The sequence below is a fragment of the Nocardiopsis sp. M1B1 genome, from assembly GCF_052466615.1.
The window spans coordinates 5006637-5029715 of the sequence record NZ_CP196194.1; the positions used below are offsets into that span (position 1 = coordinate 5006637).

General features: G+C 72.2%; 19 protein-coding genes. 7 read left to right on the plus strand and 12 right to left on the minus strand.

Annotated elements, in window-relative coordinates; all coding sequences use genetic code 11:
• Positions 1-20: 20 nt before the first annotated feature.
• The gene (gene nrdR / locus ACSTA4_RS21740; RefSeq protein WP_248771484.1) at positions 21-506 is read right to left on the minus strand and encodes a transcriptional regulator NrdR; all 486 of its coding nucleotides are present in this window, start codon (positions 504-506) and stop codon (positions 21-23) included.
• Between the two features lie 651 nt (positions 507-1157).
• Between nrdR and lexA the strand changes: the two genes are divergently transcribed.
• Together lexA and ACSTA4_RS21750 are read left to right on the plus strand one after the other, a co-directional pair.
• Positions 1158-1877: a transcriptional repressor LexA gene (gene lexA, locus ACSTA4_RS21745; protein ID WP_444960806.1), complete on the plus strand. Its 720-nt coding sequence runs from the start codon at positions 1158-1160 to the stop codon at positions 1875-1877.
• A gap of 108 nt (positions 1878-1985) precedes the next feature.
• Entirely contained in the window at positions 1986-3077 is a 1092-nt protein-coding gene (locus ACSTA4_RS21750; protein ID WP_444960807.1) for an alpha/beta hydrolase family protein, read from the plus strand.
• Positions 3078-3090: 13 nt separating this feature from the next.
• On the opposite strand, the gene ACSTA4_RS21755 is transcribed toward ACSTA4_RS21750, so the two are convergent.
• The 3 genes from ACSTA4_RS21755 to leuS form a co-directional block, all read right to left on the minus strand.
• Positions 3091-3717 carry a hypothetical protein gene (locus tag ACSTA4_RS21755; protein ID WP_416027332.1) on the minus strand — a complete coding sequence of 209 codons (627 nt, stop codon included), beginning with the start codon at positions 3715-3717 and terminating at the stop codon, positions 3091-3093.
• Between the two features lie 701 nt (positions 3718-4418).
• Positions 4419-5009, minus strand: coding sequence for a hypothetical protein (locus ACSTA4_RS21760; protein WP_444960808.1), 591 nt, complete (start codon positions 5007-5009; stop codon positions 4419-4421).
• Between the two features lie 86 nt (positions 5010-5095).
• Entirely contained in the window at positions 5096-7591 is a 2496-nt protein-coding gene (leuS, locus tag ACSTA4_RS21765; RefSeq protein ID WP_444960809.1) for a leucine--tRNA ligase, read from the minus strand.
• A gap of 376 nt (positions 7592-7967) precedes the next feature.
• Between leuS and ACSTA4_RS21770 the strand changes: the two genes are divergently transcribed.
• Positions 7968-9527, plus strand: a complete 1560-nt coding sequence (locus ACSTA4_RS21770; RefSeq protein ID WP_444960810.1) for a long-chain-fatty-acid--CoA ligase — start codon at positions 7968-7970, stop codon at positions 9525-9527.
• Between the two features lie 74 nt (positions 9528-9601).
• Here the strand turns inward: ACSTA4_RS21770 and ACSTA4_RS21775 are convergent, their stop codons facing one another.
• The gene (locus ACSTA4_RS21775) at positions 9602-10501 is read right to left on the minus strand and encodes a carbohydrate ABC transporter permease (protein WP_444960811.1); all 900 of its coding nucleotides are present in this window, start codon (positions 10499-10501) and stop codon (positions 9602-9604) included.
• A 166-nt stretch (positions 10502-10667) separates the two neighbouring features.
• Here ACSTA4_RS21775 and ACSTA4_RS21780 point away from each other — a divergent pair, with 166 nt between their 5' ends.
• The gene (locus tag ACSTA4_RS21780) at positions 10668-10967 is read left to right on the plus strand and encodes a hypothetical protein (protein ID WP_444960812.1); all 300 of its coding nucleotides are present in this window, start codon (positions 10668-10670) and stop codon (positions 10965-10967) included.
• Positions 10968-10990: 23 nt separating this feature from the next.
• Here the strand turns inward: ACSTA4_RS21780 and ACSTA4_RS21785 are convergent, their stop codons facing one another.
• From ACSTA4_RS21785 to ACSTA4_RS21805, 5 genes are all read right to left on the minus strand, one after another.
• Positions 10991-11896, minus strand: coding sequence for a carbohydrate ABC transporter permease (locus ACSTA4_RS21785; protein ID WP_444964238.1), 906 nt, complete (start codon positions 11894-11896; stop codon positions 10991-10993).
• Between the two features lie 112 nt (positions 11897-12008).
• Entirely contained in the window at positions 12009-13292 is a 1284-nt protein-coding gene (locus tag ACSTA4_RS21790; RefSeq protein ID WP_444960813.1) for a sugar ABC transporter substrate-binding protein, read from the minus strand.
• A gap of 195 nt (positions 13293-13487) precedes the next feature.
• The gene (locus ACSTA4_RS21795; RefSeq protein WP_047870734.1) at positions 13488-13973 is read right to left on the minus strand and encodes a hypothetical protein; all 486 of its coding nucleotides are present in this window, start codon (positions 13971-13973) and stop codon (positions 13488-13490) included.
• Between the two features lie 225 nt (positions 13974-14198).
• Positions 14199-15485 carry a class I SAM-dependent methyltransferase gene (locus ACSTA4_RS21800; RefSeq protein WP_444960814.1) on the minus strand — a complete coding sequence of 429 codons (1287 nt, stop codon included), beginning with the start codon at positions 15483-15485 and terminating at the stop codon, positions 14199-14201.
• 69 nt (positions 15486-15554) lie between these two features.
• Complete coding sequence (locus ACSTA4_RS21805) at positions 15555-17000, minus strand: FAD-binding oxidoreductase (protein ID WP_444960815.1); 1446 nt, start codon at positions 16998-17000, stop codon at positions 15555-15557.
• A gap of 253 nt (positions 17001-17253) precedes the next feature.
• Between ACSTA4_RS21805 and ACSTA4_RS21810 the strand changes: the two genes are divergently transcribed.
• Complete coding sequence (locus tag ACSTA4_RS21810; protein WP_444960816.1) at positions 17254-18039, plus strand: glutamate racemase; 786 nt, start codon at positions 17254-17256, stop codon at positions 18037-18039.
• Positions 18040-18112: 73 nt separating this feature from the next.
• Here the strand turns inward: ACSTA4_RS21810 and ACSTA4_RS21815 are convergent, their stop codons facing one another.
• Positions 18113-19630, minus strand: coding sequence for a hypothetical protein (locus tag ACSTA4_RS21815; RefSeq protein WP_444960817.1), 1518 nt, complete (start codon positions 19628-19630; stop codon positions 18113-18115).
• A 227-nt stretch (positions 19631-19857) separates the two neighbouring features.
• On the opposite strand from ACSTA4_RS21815, the gene ACSTA4_RS21820 reads away from it, so the two are divergent.
• A complete protein-coding gene (locus ACSTA4_RS21820; protein WP_047870738.1) occupies positions 19858-20205 on the plus strand; it encodes a hypothetical protein in 348 nt (115 codons plus the stop codon).
• A gap of 183 nt (positions 20206-20388) precedes the next feature.
• Positions 20389-20916 (plus strand): DUF6315 family protein, encoded by a 528-nt coding sequence (locus ACSTA4_RS21825; protein ID WP_047870739.1) that lies wholly within the window; start codon positions 20389-20391, stop codon positions 20914-20916.
• A gap of 36 nt (positions 20917-20952) precedes the next feature.
• Here ACSTA4_RS21825 and ACSTA4_RS21830 read toward each other — a convergent pair whose 3' ends face one another.
• Positions 20953-23037: an ATP-dependent DNA helicase gene (locus ACSTA4_RS21830; protein ID WP_444960818.1), complete on the minus strand. Its 2085-nt coding sequence runs from the start codon at positions 23035-23037 to the stop codon at positions 20953-20955.
• Positions 23038-23079: the final 42 nt, after the last annotated feature.

Consider the following 23079-nt stretch of genomic DNA (forward strand, 5'->3'; position numbering starts at 1 on the left):
GCGTGCGGCCGCGAGGGGCGCTACCCCGTGGTGGCGCCGCTCCGGCCGCCGGTCTCGGCCTCGCGGTCCTGGCGCAGGCTGGCGATCTCGGCCTCGAAGTCGGAGAGGCTCTCGAAGCCGCGGTAGACGCTGGCGAAGTGCAGGTAGGCGACCTCGTCCAGGTCGCGCATCGGCCCCAGGATGGCCAGGCCGATCTCGTGGGCCGGGACCTCGGCCAGGCCGCGGCCGCGGATTTCCTCCTCGACCTGCTGGCCGAGCTTGGCCAGGGCGTCCTCGGAGACGGGGCGCCCCTGGCAGGCCCGGCGCACCCCGGCGATGATCTTGGTCCTGCTGAAGGGCTCGGTGACCCCCGAGCGCTTGGCCACCATCAGCAGGACGGTCTCCTGGGTGGTGAACCTGCGCTCGCAGACGGGGCAGGACCGGCGGCGCCGGATGGCCGCGCCGTCGTCGGTGGACCTGCTGTCGATCACCCGGGTGTCCGGATGGCGGCAGAACGGACAGTGCACCCTGGTTCACCTGCTTCTCTCGCCGAACGACAACGCCTAGGTACCACTAAACCACAACTTCTGGGCAACCACTCCTGTCGCAACACCAGATGTTGTGGTCGAACCTAGACTTCTTCCTGACCCCGCCGCAACCCCGGCGCGGGCGTGTCACGAACACGGCCGAGGGACCGCGCGGCATCGCGGTCCGCGGCGGGGTGGGGCGGGGAAGTCGGCGCGGGCGGACTGCTGCGGGGGCGGCCCGGCACCGCGCTCAAGGATAGCGCCGCCCACCGGAGCCGCCGCTCCCGGCGGCGGGCGCGGGAATCCCGACGTCACGGGGTTTTCGGTCGAGCCGACGCCCCGGGATAAGACCCCCGCGCCTGGCCGGAACCGCTGTCACGGACACGCGTTCGCGCATTCCGGGGACAACAGCGCGTGAACGCGTGTACACACGTAAGTGCAGGCCGGAAATTGACCGCGAATACGCGCGACGGCAATTGTCCCCGGCCTCGAACGCTTGTTTGATATCACCGTGTGCAACGACTAAAGTTGGCCTTGATTTCACACCGGTTTCGCCATCACGTGGACCCCCAGGTCGGCACGGTCGCGGACCGGGGGTGGCCAGTCACACAAGCAGGCCCTGACCGAACCGAATGCCGAGGAGGCCCGGCCGTGCCGGAGGAGAATCCCGGAACCGCAGATACCGTCACCGTTCTCGCACCAGCGGAGAACGCGGGCGGGTCCACGCCCGAAGCCCCCAAACTCACCGCGCGCCAGCAGAGCGTGCTGAACTGCATCCAGCGCTATGTCCGGGAGCGGGGGTTCCCCCCGTCGATAAGGGAAATCGGGGAAGCGGTCGGCCTGTCCAGCCCGTCCAGCGTGGCGCACCAGCTCAAGGTCCTCCAGCGCAAGGGTTACCTGCACCGCGACCAGAACCGGCCGCGCGCGGTGGAGCTGCGCACGCCCGGGCGCGCCTCGGGGCAGACCCTGGTGCCCGAGGACATCGACCTCTCGCGCGCCGCGGCCGTGCCGCTGGTCGGCCGGATCGCCGCCGGCGGTCCGATCCTGGCCGAGGAGTCGGTGGAGGACGTGCTCGCCCTGCCGCGCCAGCTGGTGGGTGAGGGGCGCCTGTTCATGCTCACCGTGGTCGGCGACTCGATGACCGACGCCGCCATCACCGACGGCGACATGGTGGTGGTGCGCCAGCAGCAGGACGCCAACAACGGCGACATCGTGGCGGCGCTGCTCGACGACGAGGCGACCGTCAAGGTGCTGCGCCGCGAGGAGGGCGGCCATGTGTGGCTGATGCCGCGCAACGAGGCCTACGAGCCGATCAACGGCGACGACGCCACCATCCTCGGCAAGGTGGTCGCGGTCATGCGCCGCGTCTGAGGTGCCCGCGTACCCGCGTCTCCGGTCCCTCTCCCCTCGGAGGGATCGGGGACGCCTCCCCCTGTGGACGGCGCGGGGCCGACGGGCGCGGGCCGCTAGGCTGAGAACGTGTTCACACGTGCCTCCTCCCCCGCCGTCCGCTGGCGCACCGCACTGGCCGGTGCGGCGAGCGCCGTCCTGTTGACCGCCGCCTGCGCCCCCGCCGACGACGGGGCCGCCGAGGCGCCGGGGGTCGGCGGCGTCGAGCGCGAGGTGGCCTTCGAGGGCGGCGGGCACGAGGTGTCCGGCGCATTCCGGATGCCCCAGGACGTCTCCGGCACCGTTCCGGGCGCGCTCATCATCTCCGGCAGCGGCCCCACCGACCGCGACGGCAACAGCTCCGTGCGCCCCGACGCCGACACCAACCAGAACCTGTCCCGGGTGCTCGCCGACGTCGGGGTGGCCTCGCTGCGCTACGACAAGTACGGCAGCGGTCCGGACTTCGAGACGCCGGGCCCCGGCGACGAGGTCGCGCCGGTGGACCCGGTGATCTTCGACGAGCAGGTCGCGGCGGCCTACGAGGAACTCGTCTCCCAGCCCGAGGTGGACCCCGAGCGGGTGGTCGTCGTCGGGCACAGCGAGGGCGCCCTGTACGCGCTGCGCGCCCACGAGCTCATCGGCGCGGAGCACCCCTCCCCCGCGCTCGTGCTGGCCGCGCCTCCCGGTACGCGCTACCTCGACCTGATCGACCGCCAGCTCACCGAGCAGGCGCGCGCCGCCGAGGCCTCGGGCCAGGTGGAGGAGGGGCAGGTGGTCCAGCTGCTCTCGGACTCCCGTGCCGGACGGGCCGCGATCAGGTCCGGGCGCGCGCTCAGCGAGGTGGAGATGCCCAGCGGGGGCGTAATGGGCGTCTACACCCCCGTCAACGAGGACTTCCTGGCCTACATGGACGCCTTCGACCCCGTCGAACTGGCGGAGGACCTGCCCGGGGGCACCCCGGTGCTGGTGCTGTGGGGGGAGCGGGACGCGCAGGTCTCCCGACAGGACGTGGACCGGCTGATGACCGGTCTGGACGGAGCGCGACGGGTGGACGTCCCCGACACCGACCACATCTTCCGCCGCTACCGGGACGAGCCCGGGGCCACGGTCCTGGACGCCCAGCGCCCGTTCGCCGAGGAGGTCTCGCCCGCGTTGGAGGAGTTCCTGGGCGCGGCCTGGTAGCCGCGCCGGGGCCTCACTCGGGGATGGAGTCCGGCAGCGCCTCGGTCACGGACAGCGCGAACTCCTCGGCGCCCGCCACCATGCGCTCCCGGTCGCCGGGGTTCTGCGCGTCGTAGCTGGCCGCCACGGTGTAACAGGTCTCCAGGTACAGGTTGGACACCCGGGCGCCGACGCAGGCGACCGTGTACGGGTCCTCCTGGACCCAGGCGACCGCCTCCTCTCCGACGCCTTCCAGCTCCTGCGCGTCGTACTGGGAGGTGGTGGTGCGCAGGTTGTCGGCGGCCGTCGTGACGCCGCCCGGGTCGGGGGCGGCCACGGCCACCAGCGTCGCGGTGGCCGGAACCTGTTCGCCGGGGCCGCCGGGGGTCGCCCACCGGCACTGCCAGCCGGAGCCGAACGCCTCCTGCGGGCCGCCGACCGGCTCCTCGACCTCCAGTTCGTGGTCGGGCACCAGCTCGTCCAGTGTCCCGGTCTCGGCGACGGAGCACTCGGGCGCCGCCCCGAAGGCGCTCGCCTCCGGGGTGTCGCGCGCCACCACGTACCAGATCGCCCCGGCGGCGAGCACGACCAGCACCAGTGCGGCGGCGACCACGGCGGCGGTGGCGCAGCCCCGGCTCTGCGGTTGGACGGAGGCCACCACCTCGGGCGCGGGCTGCTGGGGGTGGGGCTGTTGCCACGGGGTGCCGGGGGGCGGCGGGTACTGCCCCTGTGGGGCCTGGTGGGGGTGGTAGGTCTGCTGCTGCCCGTGGGGCTGTGGTGCCTGAGACGGCGGAAGCGGCTGCTGTTGCCCTTGTGACTGTGGCGGATGTGATTCCAGGGGTTCCTGCTGTCCCTGCGGTTGCCCATGCGTCTGCGGCTGCTCGGGTTCGCGCTGACCGTGCGGCTGCTGCGGATGCGGAGGCTGTTGGTGTCCCTGGTGCTGCTGAGACTGCCCATACGCCTGCGGCACCTGCGGCATCTGTGACTGTGTGGGGTCGTGCTGGTGCGCGTGAGGCTGGGGCGGCTGCTGTTGGCCGTCATGCTGTGCCGTCTGGGACGGCTGAGGCGACTGCGGTTCCCCGTGGGGCTGCGGTGCCTGGGACGGCTGAGACAGCTGCTGCTCTGCGTGCAACCGGGGAGGTTCCTGTGCCCCCTGGGACTGCGACGCCTCATTCCCCTGCTGAGGCTGCTCCTGCGGCTGGGATACCTCGTGCTTCCGCTGCTCCTGATGCTCCTGCGGCTGGGGTGGCTCGTGTTCCCGCTGCTCCCGCTGCTCCTGCGGTTGCTGGGGCTGAGGAGTCCGGGGGGGCTGTTGGGCTTCCCGGGACTGCTCGGGCTCCCGCGGATCGGGCTGCTGGTCGCTCACAGGGCCTCTCCGAGCTGCACGGCGAACTCCACTGCCAGGTCCCGGGCCGCTCCGAAGTCGACCGGCTCGGTGCCGGAGGTCCCGGCGTAGGACACCCGCACCAGCAGGTTGTCGGTGGGGAAGGCCAGTTCGGCGGTGCCCGGAGTCTGGCCGCGCCACACCCGGCCCTCCCCTGCGGGCAGTTCCACGGCCTCGCCGCGCACCGGCGTCAGGGCGGTGTAGGCCTCCCGCGCCCGCTGGGCGCCGGTGACCGGCTCCTCCCCCGTGGTGTCGGTGAAACGGGCGGACAGGTCCAGCCGGAGCACCCCCTGCGGCCCCTCGGTCAGCCCGGCGGAGGACCACGAGCACGTGGTGCTGTCGCCGTCGGCCAGGGGGCCGTGCTCGGAGGACTCCAGGACCGCGCCGGGCACCAGGCCAGTGACGAGCGCGTCCGAGACCACCGCGCACCCGGGCGCCGCGGCGTGGACGTCGCCGCTCTCGGGCACGCCCGGGTCGTCCCCGGCCAACCACAGCCCGCCGCCGATCGCCACCGCGGACAGCACCACCGTGCCCGCGCCGATCACGGCCACCCGCGCGAGGGGACCCACCCGGCCACCGCCTCCCTGTCGGTCACCGAGCCGACCGCACACGGGCGGCGGCCGCTGCGCGCGGCCGCCGCCCCTCGTGTGCCTGGTCAGCCGACGACGATGTTCACCAGCTTGGGCGCGCGCACGACCACCTTGCGGATCTGCTTGTCGCCGATGAAGCCCTGTGCCTTCTCGGAGGCCAGGGCCAGCCGCTCCAGCTCCGCCGGGTCGATGTCGGGCGCCACGGACAGCTTGTCACGGACCTTGCTCTGCACCTGCACCACGCAGGTCACGGACTCCTGCACCAGCAGGGCCGGGTCCACCTCGGGCCAGTTGCCGACGGCGACGCTGCCGCTGCGGCCGAGCTTCTCCCAGCCCTCCTCGGCCACGTAGGGCGCGAACAGGGACAGGGAGACGGCCACGGCCTCGGCGGCCTCGCGGACCGCCGGGTCGGCGGCGCCGGGACCGGAGTCGATGGCCTTGCGGGCGGCCGAGACCAGTTCCATGGTGCGGGCGATGGCCACGTTGAACCGGCGGGACTCGACCAGGGCGGTGATCTGGTCGACGGTGCGGTGCGTGGTCCGGCGCAGGCCGCCGTCGCCCTTGGCGGGGTCGGCTCCCGGCGCGCTGGCCGCGCCCGCCTCGCTCATCACCCGGTAGGCGCGGTTGAGGAACTTCTGCGCGGCGACGACGGAGACGTCGGCCCAGTCCACGTCCTCCTCGGGCGGGGAGGCGAAGAGCATGGTCAGCCGGACCGCGTCCACGCCGTAGGCGTCGATCTCCTTGCCCAGGTCCACGCCGTTGCCCAGGGACTTGGACATGGCGCGGCCCTGGTTGATGACCTGGCCCTGGTTGGTCAGGCGGCGGAAGGGCTCGGTGAAGGACACCATGCCCATGTCGTGCAGGACCTTGGTGAAGAACCGGGCGTACATCAGGTGGAGCGTGGCGTGCTCCTTGCCGCCGATGTAGTGGTCCACCGGACCCCACTTCTCCACCGCCTCGGTGTCGAAGGGGGCGGTGTCCAGGCGCGGCGAGCAGTAGCGCAGGAAGTACCAGGACGAGTCCACGAAGGTGTCCATGGTGTCGGTGTCGCGCTCGGCGGGGCCGCCGCAGGAGGGGCAGTCGACGTTGACCCACTCGGTGGCCGCGGCCAGGGGCGAGACGCCCTTGGGGGCCAGCTCGGCGCCCTTGAGTTCGGGCAGGGTGACGGGCAGCTGCTCGTCGGGGACGGGCACCTCGCCGCAGGAGGGGCAGTGGATGATCGGGATGGGGGTGCCCCAGTAGCGCTGGCGGGACAGCAGCCAGTCGCGCAGGCGGTAGTTGATCGTGCCCTGTCCGGTGCCGCGCTCGGCCAGGATCTCGATGATGCGCTCGATGGCCTCGGTCTTGGCCAGGCCGTCCAGCGGGCCGGAGTCGCGCAGGACGCCCTCCCCCGCGGTGGCCGTGCCCGTCTCGACGGGGTCGGGCTCGCCGGTCTCCACCACGACCCGGACGGGCAGGTCGAAGGCCAGGGCGAAGTCCAGGTCGCGCTGGTCGTGCGCGGGCACGGCCATGATGGCGCCGTGGCCGTAGTCGGCCAGGACGTAGTCGGCCGCCCACACGGGCATGCGCTCGCCGTTGACGGGGTTGATCGCGTAACGGCCCAGGAACACGCCGGTCTTGGGGCGCTCGGTGGCCTGGCGCTCGATGTCGGAGAGCTTGGCGACGTCGGAGCGGTAGGCGTCGAAGGCCTCGCGCTGTTCGGGCGCGCACAGCTCGTCGGCCAGGTCGGCGTCGGCGGCCACGACGAAGAAGGTGGCCCCGTAGAGGGTGTCGGGCCGGGTGGTGAAGACGGTGACCGGCTCGTCGCGGCCCTCGATGGCGAAGTGGACGTCGGCTCCGGTGGAGCGGCCGATCCAGTTGCGCTGCATGGCCAGGATCTCGTCCGGCCAGCGGCCGTCGTCGAGCTGGTCCATGTCGTCCAGCAGGCGCTGGGCGTAGTCGGTGATGCGGAAGTACCACTGGTTGAGGCTGCGCCGCACGACGTCGGCTCCGCAGCGCTCGCACCTGCCCTGCACGACCTGCTCGTTGGCCAGCACGGTCTGGTCCTGGGGGCACCAGTTGACGTGGCCGTCCTTGCGGTAGGCCAGTCCGCGCTCGAAGAAGCGCGTGAACAGCCACTGGTTCCAGCGGTAGTACTCGGGGTCGCTGGTGTGCAGGCGGCGCGACCAGTCCACGCTGATGCCGTAGCGCCGGAACGAGGCCGCCTGGGTCTCGATGTTGGCGTAGGTCCACTCGGCGGGGTGGGAGTTGTTCTTGATGGCCGCGTTCTCGGCGGGCAGGCCGAAGGAGTCCCAGCCGACGGGGTGCAGGACGTTGTCGCCGCGCTGGAGGCGGTAGCGGCTGATGACGTCGCCGATGGCGTAGGCCTCCGCGTGGCCCATGTGCAGGTCGCCGGAGGGGTAGGCGAACATGTCGACGATGTAGGAGCGCGGGCGGGTGTCCCCGGGGTCCTCGTCGGCCTGGAACGGAAGCTCAGCGGCCCAGCGCGCCTGCCACTTGTCCTGGAGGGCACGGGCGTCGTAGGTGTCGCCCGTCGTCTGGTCGCCGTCTACCGCTGTCATCGCCACGTGTTCCTTAGCCGGTTCGGGGTGTACAGCACTCAGGTTAGCGGTTGGCGGGTCGGGGCGCGGACGGGTTTCGCGCAGCCCCGCGCGGGTGCGCACGGGGGGTGGCGGTCGGGGTGGCGGTCGGGACCCGGGGCCGGAGTCGCCCTCCCCCGCCCCGTGCGGGCGGGCCCGGCGTCGCCGTTCTGCGTGCTCGGTCCCGGGGCCGCCGGGAACGAGGGGAAGATCGGTGAGATTACGGACTCCTGCCCCCTCCACACCGACCAGCCGGTTTGTTACTCTTCCGTCAAAGTGGCGCAGAACACGCGACGCGGGTCACATCATCCCGAATCGTCGCGCGTTCACTGGACCCATCTGGCTGCGGGAGGCCCCCATGCTCAACCTGTCCGTGCTCCTGGAGGACGGCGCCCGATCGGCTCCGGAGAAGGAGTGCCTGGTCTTCGGCGACCTGCGCCTGAACTACGCGATCACCAACATGATCGCCAACCAGGTGGCCAACCTGCTGGTCGCGCGCGGGATCAGGCCGGGGGACCGGATCGCGCTGGCCAGCCCGAACGTGCCCTACTTCCCCTTCGTGTACTTCGGCGCCCTCAAGGCGGGCGCGGTGATCGTGCCGCTGAACGTGCTGCTGACCCCGCGCGAGATCGCCTACCACCTGGAGGACTCCGGGGCCAGGGCCCTCTTCGCCTTCACCGGCACGCCGGAGCTCCCGCTGGGCGAGCGGGCCTTCGAGGCCTTCGGCCAGGTGGACTCCTGCGAGTTCTACGTGGACCTGCCCGCCTCCCCGGGTGCCACCGAGTCGACCATCGACGGCGCCGAGACCTTCTGGAAGGCGCTGGAGGGCCAGCCCGGCGAGTTCGAGACGGTGCAGGCCAGCTCCGACGACACCGCGGTCATCATCTACACCAGCGGCACCACCGGCAAGCCCAAGGGCGCGGAGCTGAGCCACCACAACCTGCTGCTGAACGCGGTCGGCTCCGCCCGGCTGGTCGAGGCCCACCCCGACGGCCGCGACGTCGCCCTCGTGGTGCTGCCGCTGTTCCACATCTTCGGCCAGACGGTCATGCTCAACGCGGCCCTGTACCGGCACGGCACGATGGTGCTCATGCCGCGCTTCGACGGCGCCGAGGCGCTCAGACTCATGGAGAAGGAGGGCGTCACCGCCTTCGCGGGCGTGCCCACCATGTACTGGGGGCTGCTGGGCGCCGTCCAGGCCGCCGAGCCCGGCGCCTACGACCTGGAGAAGATCGCGGGCAACGTGGTGGACGCGGTCTCCGGCGGCGCCGCCCTGCCCGGCCAGCTGGCCGAGGACTTCACCAAGACCTTCGGCGTGGGCATCAAGGAGGGCTACGGCCTGTCCGAGACCTCCCCGGTGGTCTCGTTCAACGACCCCAAGGTCAAGGCCAAGACCGGCTCCATCGGGCTGCCGGTGTGGGGTGTGGAGATGAAGCTCATCGACCCCGAGTGGAACGAGGTGGAGGAGGAGGGCGAGATCGCGGTGCGCGGGCACTGCGTGATGAAGGGGTACCACAACCGCCCCGAGGTCAACGCGGAGGTGATCCGCGACGGCTGGTTCCGCACCGGGGACATCGCCCGCCGCGACGAGGAGGGCTTCTACTTCATCGTCGACCGGTCCAAGGACATGATCATCCGCGGCGGCTACAACGTCTACCCGCGCGAGGTCGAGGAGGTCCTGATGACCCACGAGGCGGTCAGCCTGGCCGCGGTCGTGGGCGTGCCCCACGACACCCACGGCGAGGAGGTCAAGGCGTTCGTGATCCCCAAGGAGGGCGCCGAGGTCACCGCCGAGGGGCTCGTCGCGTGGGCCAAGGAGAGCCTGGCCGGGTACAAGTACCCGCGCGAGGTGGAGTTCCGCACCGAGCTGCCGATGACCTCCACCGGCAAGATCCTCAAGCGCGAGCTGCGCGGCTGACCTCCCGCGCGGCGGGGCCGGTCCTGTTTTCTTCGGGCCTCCGCTTCACTCCGGCCCGGGGACCGGCCCCGCCCTCATCCCTTGACGGCTCCCTGGACGAGCCCGGAGACCAGGAAGCGCTGCACGAGGACGAAGAAGACCATGACCGGGATGGTGATGAGGGTGGAGGCGGCCATCACGTGCCCCCAGTCGTTGGCGTACTGGCCGAAGAACTGGCGCAGGCCGACCGCCACCGTGTAGTTCTCGCTCTGGGTCATGAAGGTCAGCGCCAGCACGAACTCGTTCCACGCCACGATGAACGAGAAGATGGCCGTGGCCACCAGGCCGGGCGCCACCAGCGGGAACAGCACCCGCCAGAACATCTGGCCCCAGGAGGCCCCGTCGATGTAGGCGGCCTCCTCCACCTCCACGGGCACGGCGGCCACGAAGCCGCGCATCATCCACACCGCCAGCGGCAGGGACAGCGCCACGTAGACCACGCCCAGGCCGAGCATGGTGTTGAGCAGCTGGAGGTCGCGCACCTGGAGGAAGAGCGGGATGACCAGCGCCTCCAGCGGCACCATCTGCACGATGAGGACCATCACCAGCACCGCGGTGCGGAACCGGAACCGGAAGCGGGCCACCGCCACGGCGGCCAGCAGCGACAGCACGCACGCCCCGACCACGGTGATGCAGGCGACCGTGAGCGAGTTGAGCATGTACTGGCCGAACCTGGCCTCGGTGAGCACGTAGACGAAGTTGTCCAGGGACAGCCCCGTGGGGAGCAGCGCCCCGGCCCCCGAGGTGGCCCGGTCCGAGAACGCGCTGATGAGCATGAAGTAGACGGGGAAGAGCGTGAACAGCAGCAGGACGGCCACTCCGGCGGACTTGGCCAGGAACCGCCCCGTCCTGCGGACCTCGCCCCTGCGGCGGGCGTCGCGGACGCGGCCCTCCCAGTCGGTGTCGGCGGCGGGTGCCTCTGTGCGCGTGACCACGGGCGTTCCTTCCTCAGCGGTGACCGAAGGTCCGAATCCGGTTGTTCCGGGCTCGGACGGGGCCGTTAGACTCCTGCACTGTCCGGGGCGGGACGTCCTTCGCACCCCGGCGGAGGAGGAGTGATGGCCGTGTCGACAGGGTCGCCGGAGACGGTGGCGTAGCACCGTGCGCGATTTCCCCGGGCCCTCCCCCACCGAGGTCGTCATCAGCTGGATCCCCCACGACGCCCGTTTCCGGGACCGCGCCGTCCGGCACGCCCTGCGCGACCCCAGCGGACGGCTGCTGCACGCCTACGTCGAGAACCTGGTCAACCGCGACAACGACGACGGGCGCCCGCTGGGCGAGTACGACCTGCGGACCATGGGCGCGGTGCGCGAGGACCTGGACCGGCGCTCGCTGGCCTCGGTCGACTGGCGCCGCGTGCGCGACAAGCTCGTGGCGGGGGTCCACGACCCCTCCCGCTGAGCGGGCCGCGGGGGCCGCCGCGCTCATCGGAGCTCGTCCTCTCGGAAGAGCGCGCGCAGGTAGAACACGGTGATCACCAGCAGCAGCAGGGTGAGCAGCACGGCGATGGCCGAGCCCAGGCCGTAGTCGTTGTGGCCGAAGGAGCGCACGTAGGACCACACACCCAGGTTGAGCATCTCCGAGCCGCCCACGTCGCCGCCGGGCATGAGGTAGATCTGCGCGAACACCTTGAAGTCCCAGATGGTGGAGAGCACGGTGACCACGGCGAACACCGGGCGCAGCACCGGGAAGGTGACGTGCCAGAAGCGCTTCCAGGCGCCCGCGCCGTCGATGCGGGCCGCCTCGTGCAGTTCGGCGGGGACCGTGAGCAGTCCGGCCAGGACCGTGACCGCCACGAACGGGAAGCCCCCGTGCACCACGTTGAGCGTGACGATGGCGTAGAAGAACAGCCGGTCGGCGAACCAGTTGTACCCGGAGGGCTCCACCAGGCCCAGGGAGGCCAGGGCCTGGGAGACGACGCCGCTGTCGACGTCGAAGATCCAGATCCACACGTAGGTTCCGCTGACCGCGGGCATGGCCCAGGCGACCATGATGCAGGAGACCACGATGATCCGGGGCACCGGGCGCAGCGTGGCCAGCAGCAGCGCCACCAGCGTGCCCACGACGATGGTGGTGACCACCGCGACCACGGCGAAGACCACCGTGTTGAGCAGGGCGACCCGCCACAGGTAGGGGTCGGTGAGCAGGGCGGCGTAGTTGGCGAGCCCGATGAAGTCGGACTCGCCCGAGACGAGGTTGCGCAGCTGGTACTCGCGGAAGGACAGCCACACGATCCGGGCGAGCGGGAGCAGCAGCAGCAGTCCGATGACCGTCAGCGCGGGGGCGAGCAGCACCCAGGGCAGGAGCGCCCTGCGGCCGCGGTGGCCCAGGAGCGGCGCCCGCCGCGGCCGGGGCCGTCGCGAGGACGGCTCGGCGGAGCGGCGGGCCTCGGGCCCCGGCTCGCTGCTGGCGGTGCCCAACCCGACCGGTGTTCGCACGTGTCTACCCCCCGTTGAGGATGCGCTCGATCTCGTTGGCCGCGCTCTCGGTGGCCTCCTCCACGGTGGCCTCGCCGTTGAGGATGTCCTGCTGCATGCCGACCAGGACCTTCTCGGCCTCGACCTGGGTCCAGGCGGGGGTGACGGGCACGCCCCGGCTGGCCTCGTTGAGCTGGACGGCGAAGGGCTCCAGGATGGGGTCGGCGGATTCGGAGAAGGTGTCGACCCGGTCGACCACGCCCGGGAAGAAGCCGGTCTCCTCCGACCAGCGCATGCCGAACTCCTCGCCGGTCAGGTGCTGGACGTACTGCCAGGCGGCCTCCTCCTGGCCGGTGCCCTCGAAGACCGACAGCAGCGAGCCGCCCGCGAAGGAGGGCATGTACCCGCCGTCCTGGCCGGGCAGGGTGAAGGAACCCAGCCTGCCCTCCAGGTCGGGGTTGGCCTCCAGGATGGCCTTGGGGTTGGCACTGCCGAGGATGGCCATGGCGGCCTCCTCCTCCGCGACGGCCTCCATGACGGCGATCTCGTTCCAGTTGACGGCGCCGGTGGTGGAGGTGCCGTCCTCCAGGGCCAGGTCGGTGAAGAACCCGATCCCGGCGCGGGCCTCCTCGCTGTCGGTCTCCGAGACCCAGGTGCCGTCGGACTGCTCGACGGCGATCTCCCCGCCGCCGCCCCAGATCCACGGCATGACCGAGTACTGGGCGTCTCCGGGGACGGGGAAGGCGATCATGTCCTCCTCGGCCTCGGACAGGGCCAGGGCGGTCTCGCGCAGCTCCTCCCAGTTCTCGGGGACCTCCAGGCCGTGCTCCTCGAAGACGTCGGTGCGGTAGACGACGGAGCGGATGGAGGCGTACCAGGGGACGCCGTAGACGCCCTCTCCCAGCTGGCCCATCTCCATCAGGCCGGGGATGTACCGGGAGGTGTCCATGTCGTAGCCGGACAGGTCGTGCAGGGCTCCGGCGTCGGCGAAACCGGGGGTGAAGGTGTTGCCGAGCTCGGCGACGTCGGGCATGGTGCCGCCCGCGATGGCGGTGGAGATCTTGTTCTGGGCGTCCTGCCACGGCACGAACTCGACGTCCACCTCGATGCCGGTCTCCTCGGTGAACGCGGCGTTGGCCGCCTCGAAGAACCCCGTCTCGTCGGGGTTGGTGCCCTGCATGATCCAGACCAGGAGGCCGTCGGAGTCGGCGGCCCCGCCTCCTCCGCTCCCGCACGCCGTCGCGGCCAGGACCAGCGCCGCGACGGCGGCGGGGAGCGGAACGTACTTGTGGGTTCTTCTGCGGGCCATCGGCACGCCTCCCGTTCCTTTCGAGGGTCCCCTCAGGGTTGGTAGGAAACCTACGTAAAGAACCGCGTCGAGTGAAGTAAACCACTACCTTTTGTGTCTGAGCCGTTAGGAGGCTGGACATATCCGGAGTGTCGCGGCCGGTACGGCGTGTCGCACGAGTCCCTTTCGACCCTTTTATCCCTTGGTCACACGCCCTTACTCGGACAGTCCGGTGACCTGGCGCAGGGTGGACAGGAGTTCGGCCCGCTTGTACACGGCCAGGCCGATGGCCGCGCCGAAGGCGGCGAGCATGTGCACGTAGACCATGGGGTCCCCCCGGGTGAAGCGCTCCGCGGCTTCCTCCTCGCCCACCGAGTGGGCCTCCCAGGCGGTGGAGACGGCGAACTCCAGTTCGGGCGGGAGCATCTCGGCGACCATGCGGGCGACGGCCTCGCGGGAGTCGGCGGGCTTCCAGACCACGCCGGTCTGCTGCACGCGGCGGCCGAGGAAGGCGGCGATGACCTTGAGCTCGGACGTGACGGCCTCGACGTCGTCGGCGGCGCGCGGGACGACCCCGTCGAGCTCCTGCCGGTTGCGGTCGGCGTAGGCCTCGATCAGGTCGATCGCGGTCCGCTTGACGTGGTCGGGCGCGTCGGGCGCGGGCGTGGTCCCGTCGGTGCTGCCGTCGGAGGATGAGGACACGTCGTGGTCCCTTCTGGTGGGTGTGCGGCCGGGGTGTGCAGGGCCGGGTCCCGCCGGTCACGCGGCGGGGTGTGCGTCCGCCTGACACGCCCCGGGTCCATGATGCCGCGAAGCGGGCCCGCCCGACCCCTGACAGGCCGAAGGTCCTCCCCCGGCGAACAAGGGAAGGGAGAGGACCTTCGGCGCGCTCGTGCGGCGGTCCGCGGCGGCGGGTGGGGCGGCCGGTCAGAACCAGGGGCGCAGCGGCACGTGCGCCTCGGTGCCGTCCAGCTTGACGCCGAGGATCTGGTGCAGCTGCACCACGTCGCGTTCGAAGCCGAGCACGCACCCGGCCATGTAGAGCCGCCAGACCCGGGCGGTGCCCGCACCGACCTCGGCGACGGCCTCGTCCCAGTTGCGGTCCAGGTTGGCGCCCCAGTGGCGCAGGGTCAGGGCGTAGTGCTCGCGCAGGTTCTCCTGGTGGCGGATCTCGAACCCGGCGTCGTTCATGGCGGTCTGGATCCGGCCGGGGCCCTCCAGCTCCCCGTCGGGGAAGACGTAGCGGTTGATGACGCCCCCGCGGTTCAGGGACGGCAGGTCGTTGCGCGGCCGGGTGATGCAGTGGTTGAGCAGACGCCCCCCGGGCACGAGCTTGTCGTTGAGCGAGGCGAAGTAGGAGGCCAGGTTGTCCGCCCCCACGTGCTCGGTCAGGCCGATGGAGCTGATCCGGTCGTAGCTGCCGTCGGGGACGTCGCGGTAGTCCATGTGGCGGACCTCGGCCAGCTCGGACAGCCCCTCCTGGGCGATCCTCTTGGCCGCCCAGTCGGCCTGTTCCTTGGACAGGGTGACGCCGAGCGCGCGGACCCCGTGCTCGCGGGCGGCGTGCATGACCATGCCGCCCCAGCCGCAGCCCACGTCGAGCAGGCGCATGCCCGGCTCCAGGCCGAGCTTGCGCGAGATGAGTTCGTACTTGCGGAACTGGGCGCTCTCCAGGGCCCCGTCGAAGCGGCCGACCCGGTCCAGGGTCCCGTCCTCGTCGTCGAAGACGGCGCAGGTGTAGGTCATCGACGGCCCCAGGACCATCTCGTAGAAGGCGTTGGAGACGTCGTAGTGGTGGTGGATCACCTCGGCGTCGCGCTGCTTGGAGTGGCGCCAGCCCAGTCCGCTGAGGCGGCCCTGGCGCATCTCCTGCGGCGGCGGGGCGACCCGGTTGACGAACTTGACCCAGCCCACCGACCGCGCGATCTCGACCGCGTCGCGCACCGAGACCCCGAACCCGTCGGCGAAGACGAAGTCCGCCATGCGTCTGAGGGCGGTGTACATGTCCCCCTCCAGCTCCAGGTGGCCGGAGACGTAGGCCCGGGCCAGGCCGACGGCGTTGGGGGACTGCGCCAGGTAGTTCACCGCGACCGGGGTCCGCACGTGCAGGGCCACGTCGCTGCCGGGGTCCCCCGCGCCGCTGCCGTCGTAGGCGGTGAACCGGATGGGCGCGTCGGGTCCGACGACGCGTTCGAAGATCTCAGCGAGCCGCATTGCTCTGTCCTTCCCTCTAGCCGGACGCGGTGACGTCCCCTCGGGTCGCGTCCCGGTGGTCTCGTGCCGTCAGCGGTTGCGCACGCACTTGGCGTACAGGTCGAGCAGCCGCCCGTCGGGGTCGTAGGCCTCCTTGAGCCCGGCGTAGGCGGTGCCGTTGTACAGGCGCCAGAACTCCTCCTCGTCGTAGAAGGAGTCCGAGTACAGGGACTTGTGGCCGCCGAGTTCGGCGACCGTCTCCTCCACCAGGCGGTTGTGGTGGGCCCGGCGCTGTCCCGGCTTCATGTCGACCAGGCCCCAGAAGCCGAAGTTCACGTAGAGGCGGTCGTGGTCGAGCGGGTAGAGCGGCCACACGTGCTCGCCCTCGCCCTGGCCCGGGCGGCGGGGCTCGCGGAGCCGGAGGGGGCACATCCACACGGGGGTCATGCCGATCTCGGCGTGGTAGGTGTCGAGGAACTCGGCACCTCGTTCGACGCCCACCTCGATGTCCTGGATGAGGGGTTCCTTGGGCCGCCGCCCCCGGTAGTGGTTGAGGAGGCGGGAGAAGTCGGTGCGCCGGTCCCAGGCGACCAGTCTGCGGTAGACGTCGGAGCGCTTGAGGAAGCGCGGCCACAGGGGGCGCACCAGCGGGTGCTGGGCGCCGAAGGCCCGGGAGCACCAGAACCAGTCCGTGTCCCAGCGCCACAGGTAGTCGGCGATGGTGAGGTAGTCGCCGGGGCCGCTGCCCGCGTAGCGCTGGATGGACCGGTAGTAGACCTCCTGGCCGGTGTAGTCGCTGGTCCAGGGGGCCTCGTCGGTGAAGCGGGCCAGGGTCAGGTACAGCTCGTCGGGGCCGAAGGCGACCCCGTCCACGAAGTCGACCGGCTGGCCCCCGTACTCGCGGTCGGCGCAGACCAGGGCGAGGGCGTCCATGGCCTCGGCGGCCTTGTGGAAGCGCACGTGGCGCAGGTGCACGTACGGCGAGACCGGTTCGAGTTCGACGCGCAGGCGCAGGCTGTAGCCCAGGGTCCCGTAGGAGTTGGGGAAGCCGTGGAAGAGGTCGCTGTACTCGTTGTCCCTGGTGGCGGTGACGACGTCGCCGCCTCCGGTGAGGATCTCCATCTCCCGGACGGCCTCGTGCGGCAGGCCGCTGCGGAAGGAGGAGGACTCGATGCCCATGCCGGTGACGGCGCCGCCGATGGTGATGGTGCGCAGCTGGGGGACGACCGTCGGCATGAGGCCGTGCGGCAGGGTCGCCGCGACGAGGTCCTCGTAGGTGGTCATGCCGCCGACGTCGGCGACGCGCTCGACGGGGTCGATGGAGATGACTCCGGTGAAGGCGGACACGTCCAGGGCCGGGGCGCCGGTGGGCTCGCGGAACCGGAAGAGGTTGGAGGTGGGCTTGGCCAGGCGCACCGGCGCCCTCTGGGGCAGGGCCCGGTAGTCGCGGCGCAGCTTGTGGACCGCCGCTATGTGCTCGGCCAGCCCCGTCCGCGCGGGGGTGGCGCTGCCCGTGACCTGCTGTTGAGAAGTCATTCCAGTTCCCGTTCCGGTGTCGGCGACACGCACTCGCGTGCCGGATCGGCCATGGCCGCCGGGCGGCTGGGACGGCCGATCCACTCAGTTCTACCTACCGGTAACGGCTTTGTGCCACCCCATTTGTTCCGTGTCTTCCCCCTACTCGTCCTGCCTGCGGTCACGCCCGGAACACGGCCGCCGCGGGCGGATCCGACGCCGCCGCGCGGTGTCCCGCCGGTGCGGTGCGGAGGTGGTCGTAGGATCGGGGTTCGTGCGTATCGCTCTCGTTGACTCCGGCATCGGCATGCTCTCGACCGCGGCGGCCCTGCGTGTGGCACGGCCGGACGCCGACCTGTTCCTGTCGATGGACCCGGACCACATGCCCTGGGGTCCGCGTACCCCGGACGAGATCGTCGCGCGCGCCCTGGCCGGGGCCCGGGCCGCGCAGGAGGCCGCCGGGGACGCGGCGCTGGACGCTGTGGTGGTGCCGTGCAACACGGCGTCGGTGCACGGGCTGGCCGAGCTGCGCGCCGAGTTCGAGCCGGACGTCCCGGTGATCGGGACGGTGCCCGCGATCAAGCCCGCGGCGGCGGCCGGAGGGCCGATCGCGGTGTGGTCCACCGCCGCGACCACGCGCAGCGGCTACCAGCGCGAGCTCATCGAGACCTTCGCCCGCGGCGTGGAGGTGACCGCGGTGGCCTGCGCCGGGCTGGCCGAGGCGGTGGAGTCGGCCGACCCGCGGCTGATCGACGACGCGGTGGCCTACGCCGCCGAACTGACCCCCGGCGACGTGCACGGCGTGGTGCTCGGGTGCACGCACTACGACCTGGTGGGCGCGCGGATCTCCGCGGCCCTGGGCGGGCGCGCGGAGCTGTTCACCGCCGCCGGGGCGGTGGCCGCGCAGGCCCTGCGCCGGATCGGCGAGAGGCCCGTGAGCGCCGCCCCGGGCCGGGTGCGGGTGTTGGCCAGCGGTCGTCCCTCCCGGCTGCCCGCCGCCGCACTGTCCTACCCCGCGGGGCGCTCACTGGCGTCGGGGGTGGGCGCGGCGACCGTGTGAGGACGCCCCTCCCGCTCCGCTCCAGCCCGCCCCTCGCGTCACACCGGCGACGGCCGCCCCCTGTGACCGCCCGTCAGGGGTGGGGCGCCAGGGTTCCCCGCCCGGGGGCGCCGGCCCGCACAGGTCCGTCCAGCGCACCGGCGGCCAGGGTGCTCACGAGGGTGCGCACCCCGACGGTGTCGTTGTCGTGCAGGAGGGTCTCCAGCAGGGACAGCGCCGCGCGCTGGTCCCCCGGCTGCTCGCGCACGTGGCGCCACTGGGGCTCGGTCGCCGCGTCCGAGAGCATCAGGGTCCGGCCGACCTGGCCGAGCGCGGTCAGCAGCGGGGTGTCGTGCGGCATCCTCTCCAGGGCGGCGTTGACCTGTTCGGCCTGCTGCTCGGGGTCGACCTCCTCCGCGGGCTGCGCCCGCAGGAAGTCCAGCACCTCCTCGGCCGGGGCCAGCGGCCGGACCGGGGGCATCGTCGCGATCATGGCGCGCACCTCGGCCAGGTCTCCCAGGATCTCCTCGGTGCTCCCCAGCTCCCCGATGAGCCGTTCCGCCCGCTGCGCGGAGCAGCTGGCCACCCAGCGGGCGCCGCGGACCGCGGCCAGGCGGGCGGCGGACAGGGCCAGCTCGGCGCCGCGGCGCGGCGCCCCCACCCGCTCGAAGTAGCGCGACCAGGTGGTCACCCGCACTCCCAGCCGCCAGTCGTTGCGCACCGCGCCCTGGCACACCAGGTTCTCCACCGCCTCCACCCACGCGGGCCGCAGACTCGGGTACGCCTCGGCCTCCTCCACGGTAGGCAGGGGGACGATGGCCTCCTGGGGCGGGCAGTGGCCCAGGCGGGCCAGCCAGGACAGCAGCCGCGCGCGCTCGAAGCGGATGCGCCGGTTCAGGGCCGCCCGGCGCGGGTTGGTCTCGTCCAGGACCAGCTCCGCCTCCATGCGGTCCAGCACCTCCAGCGCCTGGGCGTGCTCGTCCTGGTGGCGCAGGGCCCTGACGAGGGTGAACACCCCCTCGGCGCCGAGCATGGCCGGGCCGGTGGCGGTGTGCTCGTAGCGCCGCAGCTCGTTCTCGGCCCGGTCGGCCAAGTCCTCGTCGATGAGCAGGTTGACCCGGGCGAGGGTGAAGGAGGGCCAGGCGGGGGTGCGCTCCCAACCGGCCAGGCGCCGGGTGGAGAGCAGTTCGCGGCGCTGTCCGGTGGTGCCGCGGGCGTCGATGTTGGCGTGGCAGCGCACCAGGGTCTCCAGCAGGGACACCGGCAGCGGGCCGTGGGCCAGGGGCTCGGGTTCGTCGTCGGCCGCCGCGCTCACCTGGGCGAGCGCGCGCCCGCCCTCGGCCAGGGCGCCCACGCGCACGGCCAGGGGCCAGTGCGCCAGGAAGAACAGGGTCGGCGGGCCGAAGACCCCCGGGACCGCGGCCTCGACCGCTCCCGCCTCGGCGACCAGTCGGCGCGCGGTGCGCAGCGCCGAACGGGCCACGGCCTCCACGCGCACCGGGTCCCCGGCCTCGCAGAGCACGGGCAGACCCGCGACCGCCTCGGCCAGCTCCGCCTGGCCGACCGCCCGGAGTCGTCGTGCGGTCTCCCCCGCCCACGTCCACATCGGCATGGTCTGCACCCCCTGTAAGCACCATGTGAGAACAGAACGTAGCAGCGCCGTGACAGGGCTGTCCGGAAAACGCGCAAAGCCGTGGAGCACGGGGATACGCGTCCTGTCGGGGGCGGCCCGGACCGCTAGACTCGGGGGCCGTGGTGCCCGGCGGGGGCCTTCGCGAGGTCCCGAGCATCCAGCCGCGCCGAGCCGCACCGAGTTGCACCAAGGGGACATGAGCGCCGATGGGATGGCGAGACCGTTTCGGACTCCGCAAGGCCAACCGCAAGGGCAAGGCCCGTTTCGACCGGGATGCCGAGGATTCGGACATCAAGGCTCTGATCGAGTTCGCCAAGAGCCGGGTGGGCGTGGAGTTCTTCGTCGAGCCGGAGACCTTCGCCACGCGGGCCACGGCGGTCGCGGTCGCGACGGACGGCGAGTGGATCCGCCGCCGGTGCGGTTCGCCCGACGTGATCCGCAAGGTGGCCCGGAACCTGGCGGCCCCGGCCTACGACGTGCAGATCGTCGGCTACCCGCAGCGGATGCGCGACTGGAGCGCACGCAACAAGCGCGGCCTGTCACTGGACGAGTGAGGGTGCGCGGGCGTACTGGGCGAGGGTAAGACTCGCCACACCGACACGCCGTTGGGGACGGTCCGAAACCCGCGACCGGGTCATTTTGGGCATTGATGACGAGTCCTTGCCGTGACTTCCTCGCAGAACGGGTTCCCTAACGGGCTTCATCCGTCGCATACTCGCCTCGGAGGGGGGACTCTGATGAAGCAGGATCTCACGGCCCTGTGCTGCGACTGCGGCACGATTCGCGAGGTGAGCGACTACCAGAGTGTGGGCGAGGCGCAGTCCGCCTACGGACTGGCCCGCTGCGTCGTCTGGCGCAAGTGCCGCACCTGCGGCTACCGCACCTACCACGCCTACATGCGCGCCGACGAGGACCGCGACGAGCTGGAGGACGCCCTGCGGCTGGACGGCGCCCTGGCGGCCGAGGCCCTCGACGAGGAGGTGGAGCAGCTGCGGCTGTGCGGGGTCGAGGTCGGGCACGCCCCCGTCCCGGCCATCTGGGACGGCCAGTCCGTGGGCATGGTGACCCAGCGGCTGACGGACCGCGCCTACTCGATCGTGCTGGACCCCGAGGCGTCCGTGGTCTCCCGGCTCAAGCTCATCGACATGATGTGGAACGAACTCCTGGTGGGCGAGCACGACGACCGCTGGTTCATCCAGGAGGCGGAGGACGACGAGTCCCCCGCGTACGCGGTCCGGCTGTTCGGCTACCGCACGCGCGGCTGAGACCGGACCGCGCTCGCGCGACACGGCCCCGGCGCCCTACCCGGCGGCGGGTTCGGGCTGGCCCGCGAGGCGGCGCAGCGCCGACCTGGCCACCGCCGGATCGGTGGTCCCCCAGTAGGGCGGCAGGGAGGCGCGCAGGAAGCCGCCGTAGCGGGCCGTGGCCAGGCGCGGGTCCAGGACGGCGATGACCCCCCGGTCCTCGGTGGAGCGCAGCAGGCGCCCGGTGCCCTGGGCGAGCAGCAGGGCGGCGTGGGTGGCGGCCACCGACAGGAAGCCGTTGCCCCCGTGCGCGGCGACCGCGCGCTGGCGCGCGGAGGCCAGCGGGTCGTCGGGCCGCGGGAAGGGGATGCGGTCCACGATCACCAGGGACAGCGAGGGTCCGGGCACGTCCACGCCCTGCCACAGCGACAGGGTGCCGAACAGGCAGGACCGCTCCTCCTCGGCGAAGCGGCGCACCAGCTGCCCGGTGGAGTCCTCCCCCTGGCACAGGATCGGCTGGTCCAGGCGCTCGCGGAGCTCCTCGGCGGCCTGCTGGGCGGCGCGCATGGAGGAGAACAGCCCCAGCGCGCGGCCGTCGGCGGCCTCGATGAGTTCGCTGATCTCGTCCAGGTAGGCGGGTGCGAGGCCGTCGCGGCCGGGCGGCGGCAGGTGGGTGGCCACGTAGAGGATGCCCCGGCGGGCGTGCTCGAAGGGGGAGCCGACGTCCAGCGCGCGCCAGCGGGGCTCCCCGGCCGCGCGGTGCGGTCCGTCCTCGTCGTCGGTGCCGTCCTCGTCCCGGGGTCCGTCCGGCTCCGGGCCGCGGCCCGCGGCGGCGCGTTCGGCGGCCTCCTGGGCCACCTCGCGGCCCAGGCCCCACTGGTTGGCCAGCGAGGTGAAGGAGCCGCCCAGGGTGAGGGTGGCGGAGGTCAGCACCACGGTGCGGTCGCCGAAGAGCTTCTCGCGCAGCAGTCCGCCCACGCCGAGCGGGGCGACGTGGAGCGCGGGTTGGCGTCCGGGGGTCTTGGTCAGCCAGACGACCTCGGTGCGGTCGCGCAGGGCGGGTTCGAAGGACTCCAGGACGCGCACGGCGGTGTCGTGCACCTCGCCGAGCGCGGCCAGGGCCAGGCGGCGGTCGCTGGCGCCGTCCGGGTCCAGCTCCCCGGGCGAGGGGCCGATGGCGGTGACGCAGGCCGAGGCGGCGTCGCGGGTGGCGGCGACCGCGTTGGCCAGGGCGTCGTCGAGGTGGTCCAGGCGCCCGTCGGGCGACTCGGTGAACATCAGGGCGAGGCCGTCGGCGCACTCGGTGAGGCGTTCGCTGATCCCGGGTTCGACCAGGCGGGCGGCGCGCTTGGCCGCGGCGTTGACGGTGCGCTCGCCCAGGACGCCGGTGGCCACGGAGGTGGCGCGGTCGACGAGTTCGTGTGCCTCGTCGATCATGATCGTGTTGTGCTCGGGCAGGATGTGGTAGCCCTGCGACATGTCGATGGAGAGCATGGCGTGGTTGGTGACCACCACGTCCACGCCCTGGGTGGCCTCGCGGGCGAACTCGGCGAAGCACTCCTGGCCGAAGGGGCAGATGCGGGCGCCCATGCACTCGTTGGCGGCCACCGACACCTGGCGCCAGGCCAGGTCGCTGACGCCGGGGACGAGTTCGTCGCGGTCGCCGGTGACGGTGTCCTCGGCCCACTCGTGCAGGCGGGCCACCTGTCGGCCCAGCGAGGAGAGCTGGCGCGGGTCGAACAGCTCGGTGTCCTCGGCCTCCTCGCCGGCGGTCTGGAGCCGGTTGCGGCACAGGTAGTTGCGGCGGCCCTTGAGCACCGCGAACGTGGGCTCGCGGGACAGCATCGGCGCGAGGGCCCCGGCCAGGCGCGGCAGGTCGCGCTCGATGAGCTGGTTCTGCAGGGCGATGGTGGCGGTGGAGACCACCACGGTGCTCTCCTTGGCCATGGCGTGTCTGATCGCGGGCACCAGGTAGGCCAGGGACTTTCCGGTGCCGGTACCGGCCTGGACCACCAGGTGTTCGCGCTTGTCGACCGCCTCGGCCACGGCACCGGCCATGGTCGCCTGGCCCTCGCGGCGGCTGCCGCCCAGGGCGGCGACGGCCGCGTCGAGCAGGGTGGGGACGTCGGGGAGATCTGCCACGGATCGACAGTACCGGCCGCGGAGGACAGGGCGGGCGTTGTC

Bases quoted from the DNA above. Each gene is read 5' to 3' on its own strand.
- leuS (WP_444960809.1), bottom strand. From the start codon at position 7,591: ATGACAGCGGTAGACGGCGACCAGACGACGGGCGACACCTACGACGCC.
- ACSTA4_RS21800 (WP_444960814.1), bottom strand. From the start codon at position 15,485: ATGCGGCTCGCTGAGATCTTCGAACGCGTCGTCGGACCCGACGCGCCC.
- ACSTA4_RS21825 (WP_047870739.1), top strand. From the start codon at position 20,389: ATGAAGCAGGATCTCACGGCCCTGTGCTGCGACTGCGGCACGATTCGC.
- ACSTA4_RS21815 (WP_444960817.1), bottom strand. From the start codon at position 19,630: ATGCCGATGTGGACGTGGGCGGGGGAGACCGCACGACGACTCCGGGCG.
- ACSTA4_RS21770 (WP_444960810.1), top strand. From the start codon at position 7,968: ATGCTCAACCTGTCCGTGCTCCTGGAGGACGGCGCCCGATCGGCTCCG.
- ACSTA4_RS21790 (WP_444960813.1), bottom strand. From the start codon at position 13,292: ATGGCCCGCAGAAGAACCCACAAGTACGTTCCGCTCCCCGCCGCCGTC.
- ACSTA4_RS21805 (WP_444960815.1), bottom strand. From the start codon at position 17,000: ATGACTTCTCAACAGCAGGTCACGGGCAGCGCCACCCCCGCGCGGACG.
- ACSTA4_RS21820 (WP_047870738.1), top strand. From the start codon at position 19,858: ATGGGATGGCGAGACCGTTTCGGACTCCGCAAGGCCAACCGCAAGGGC.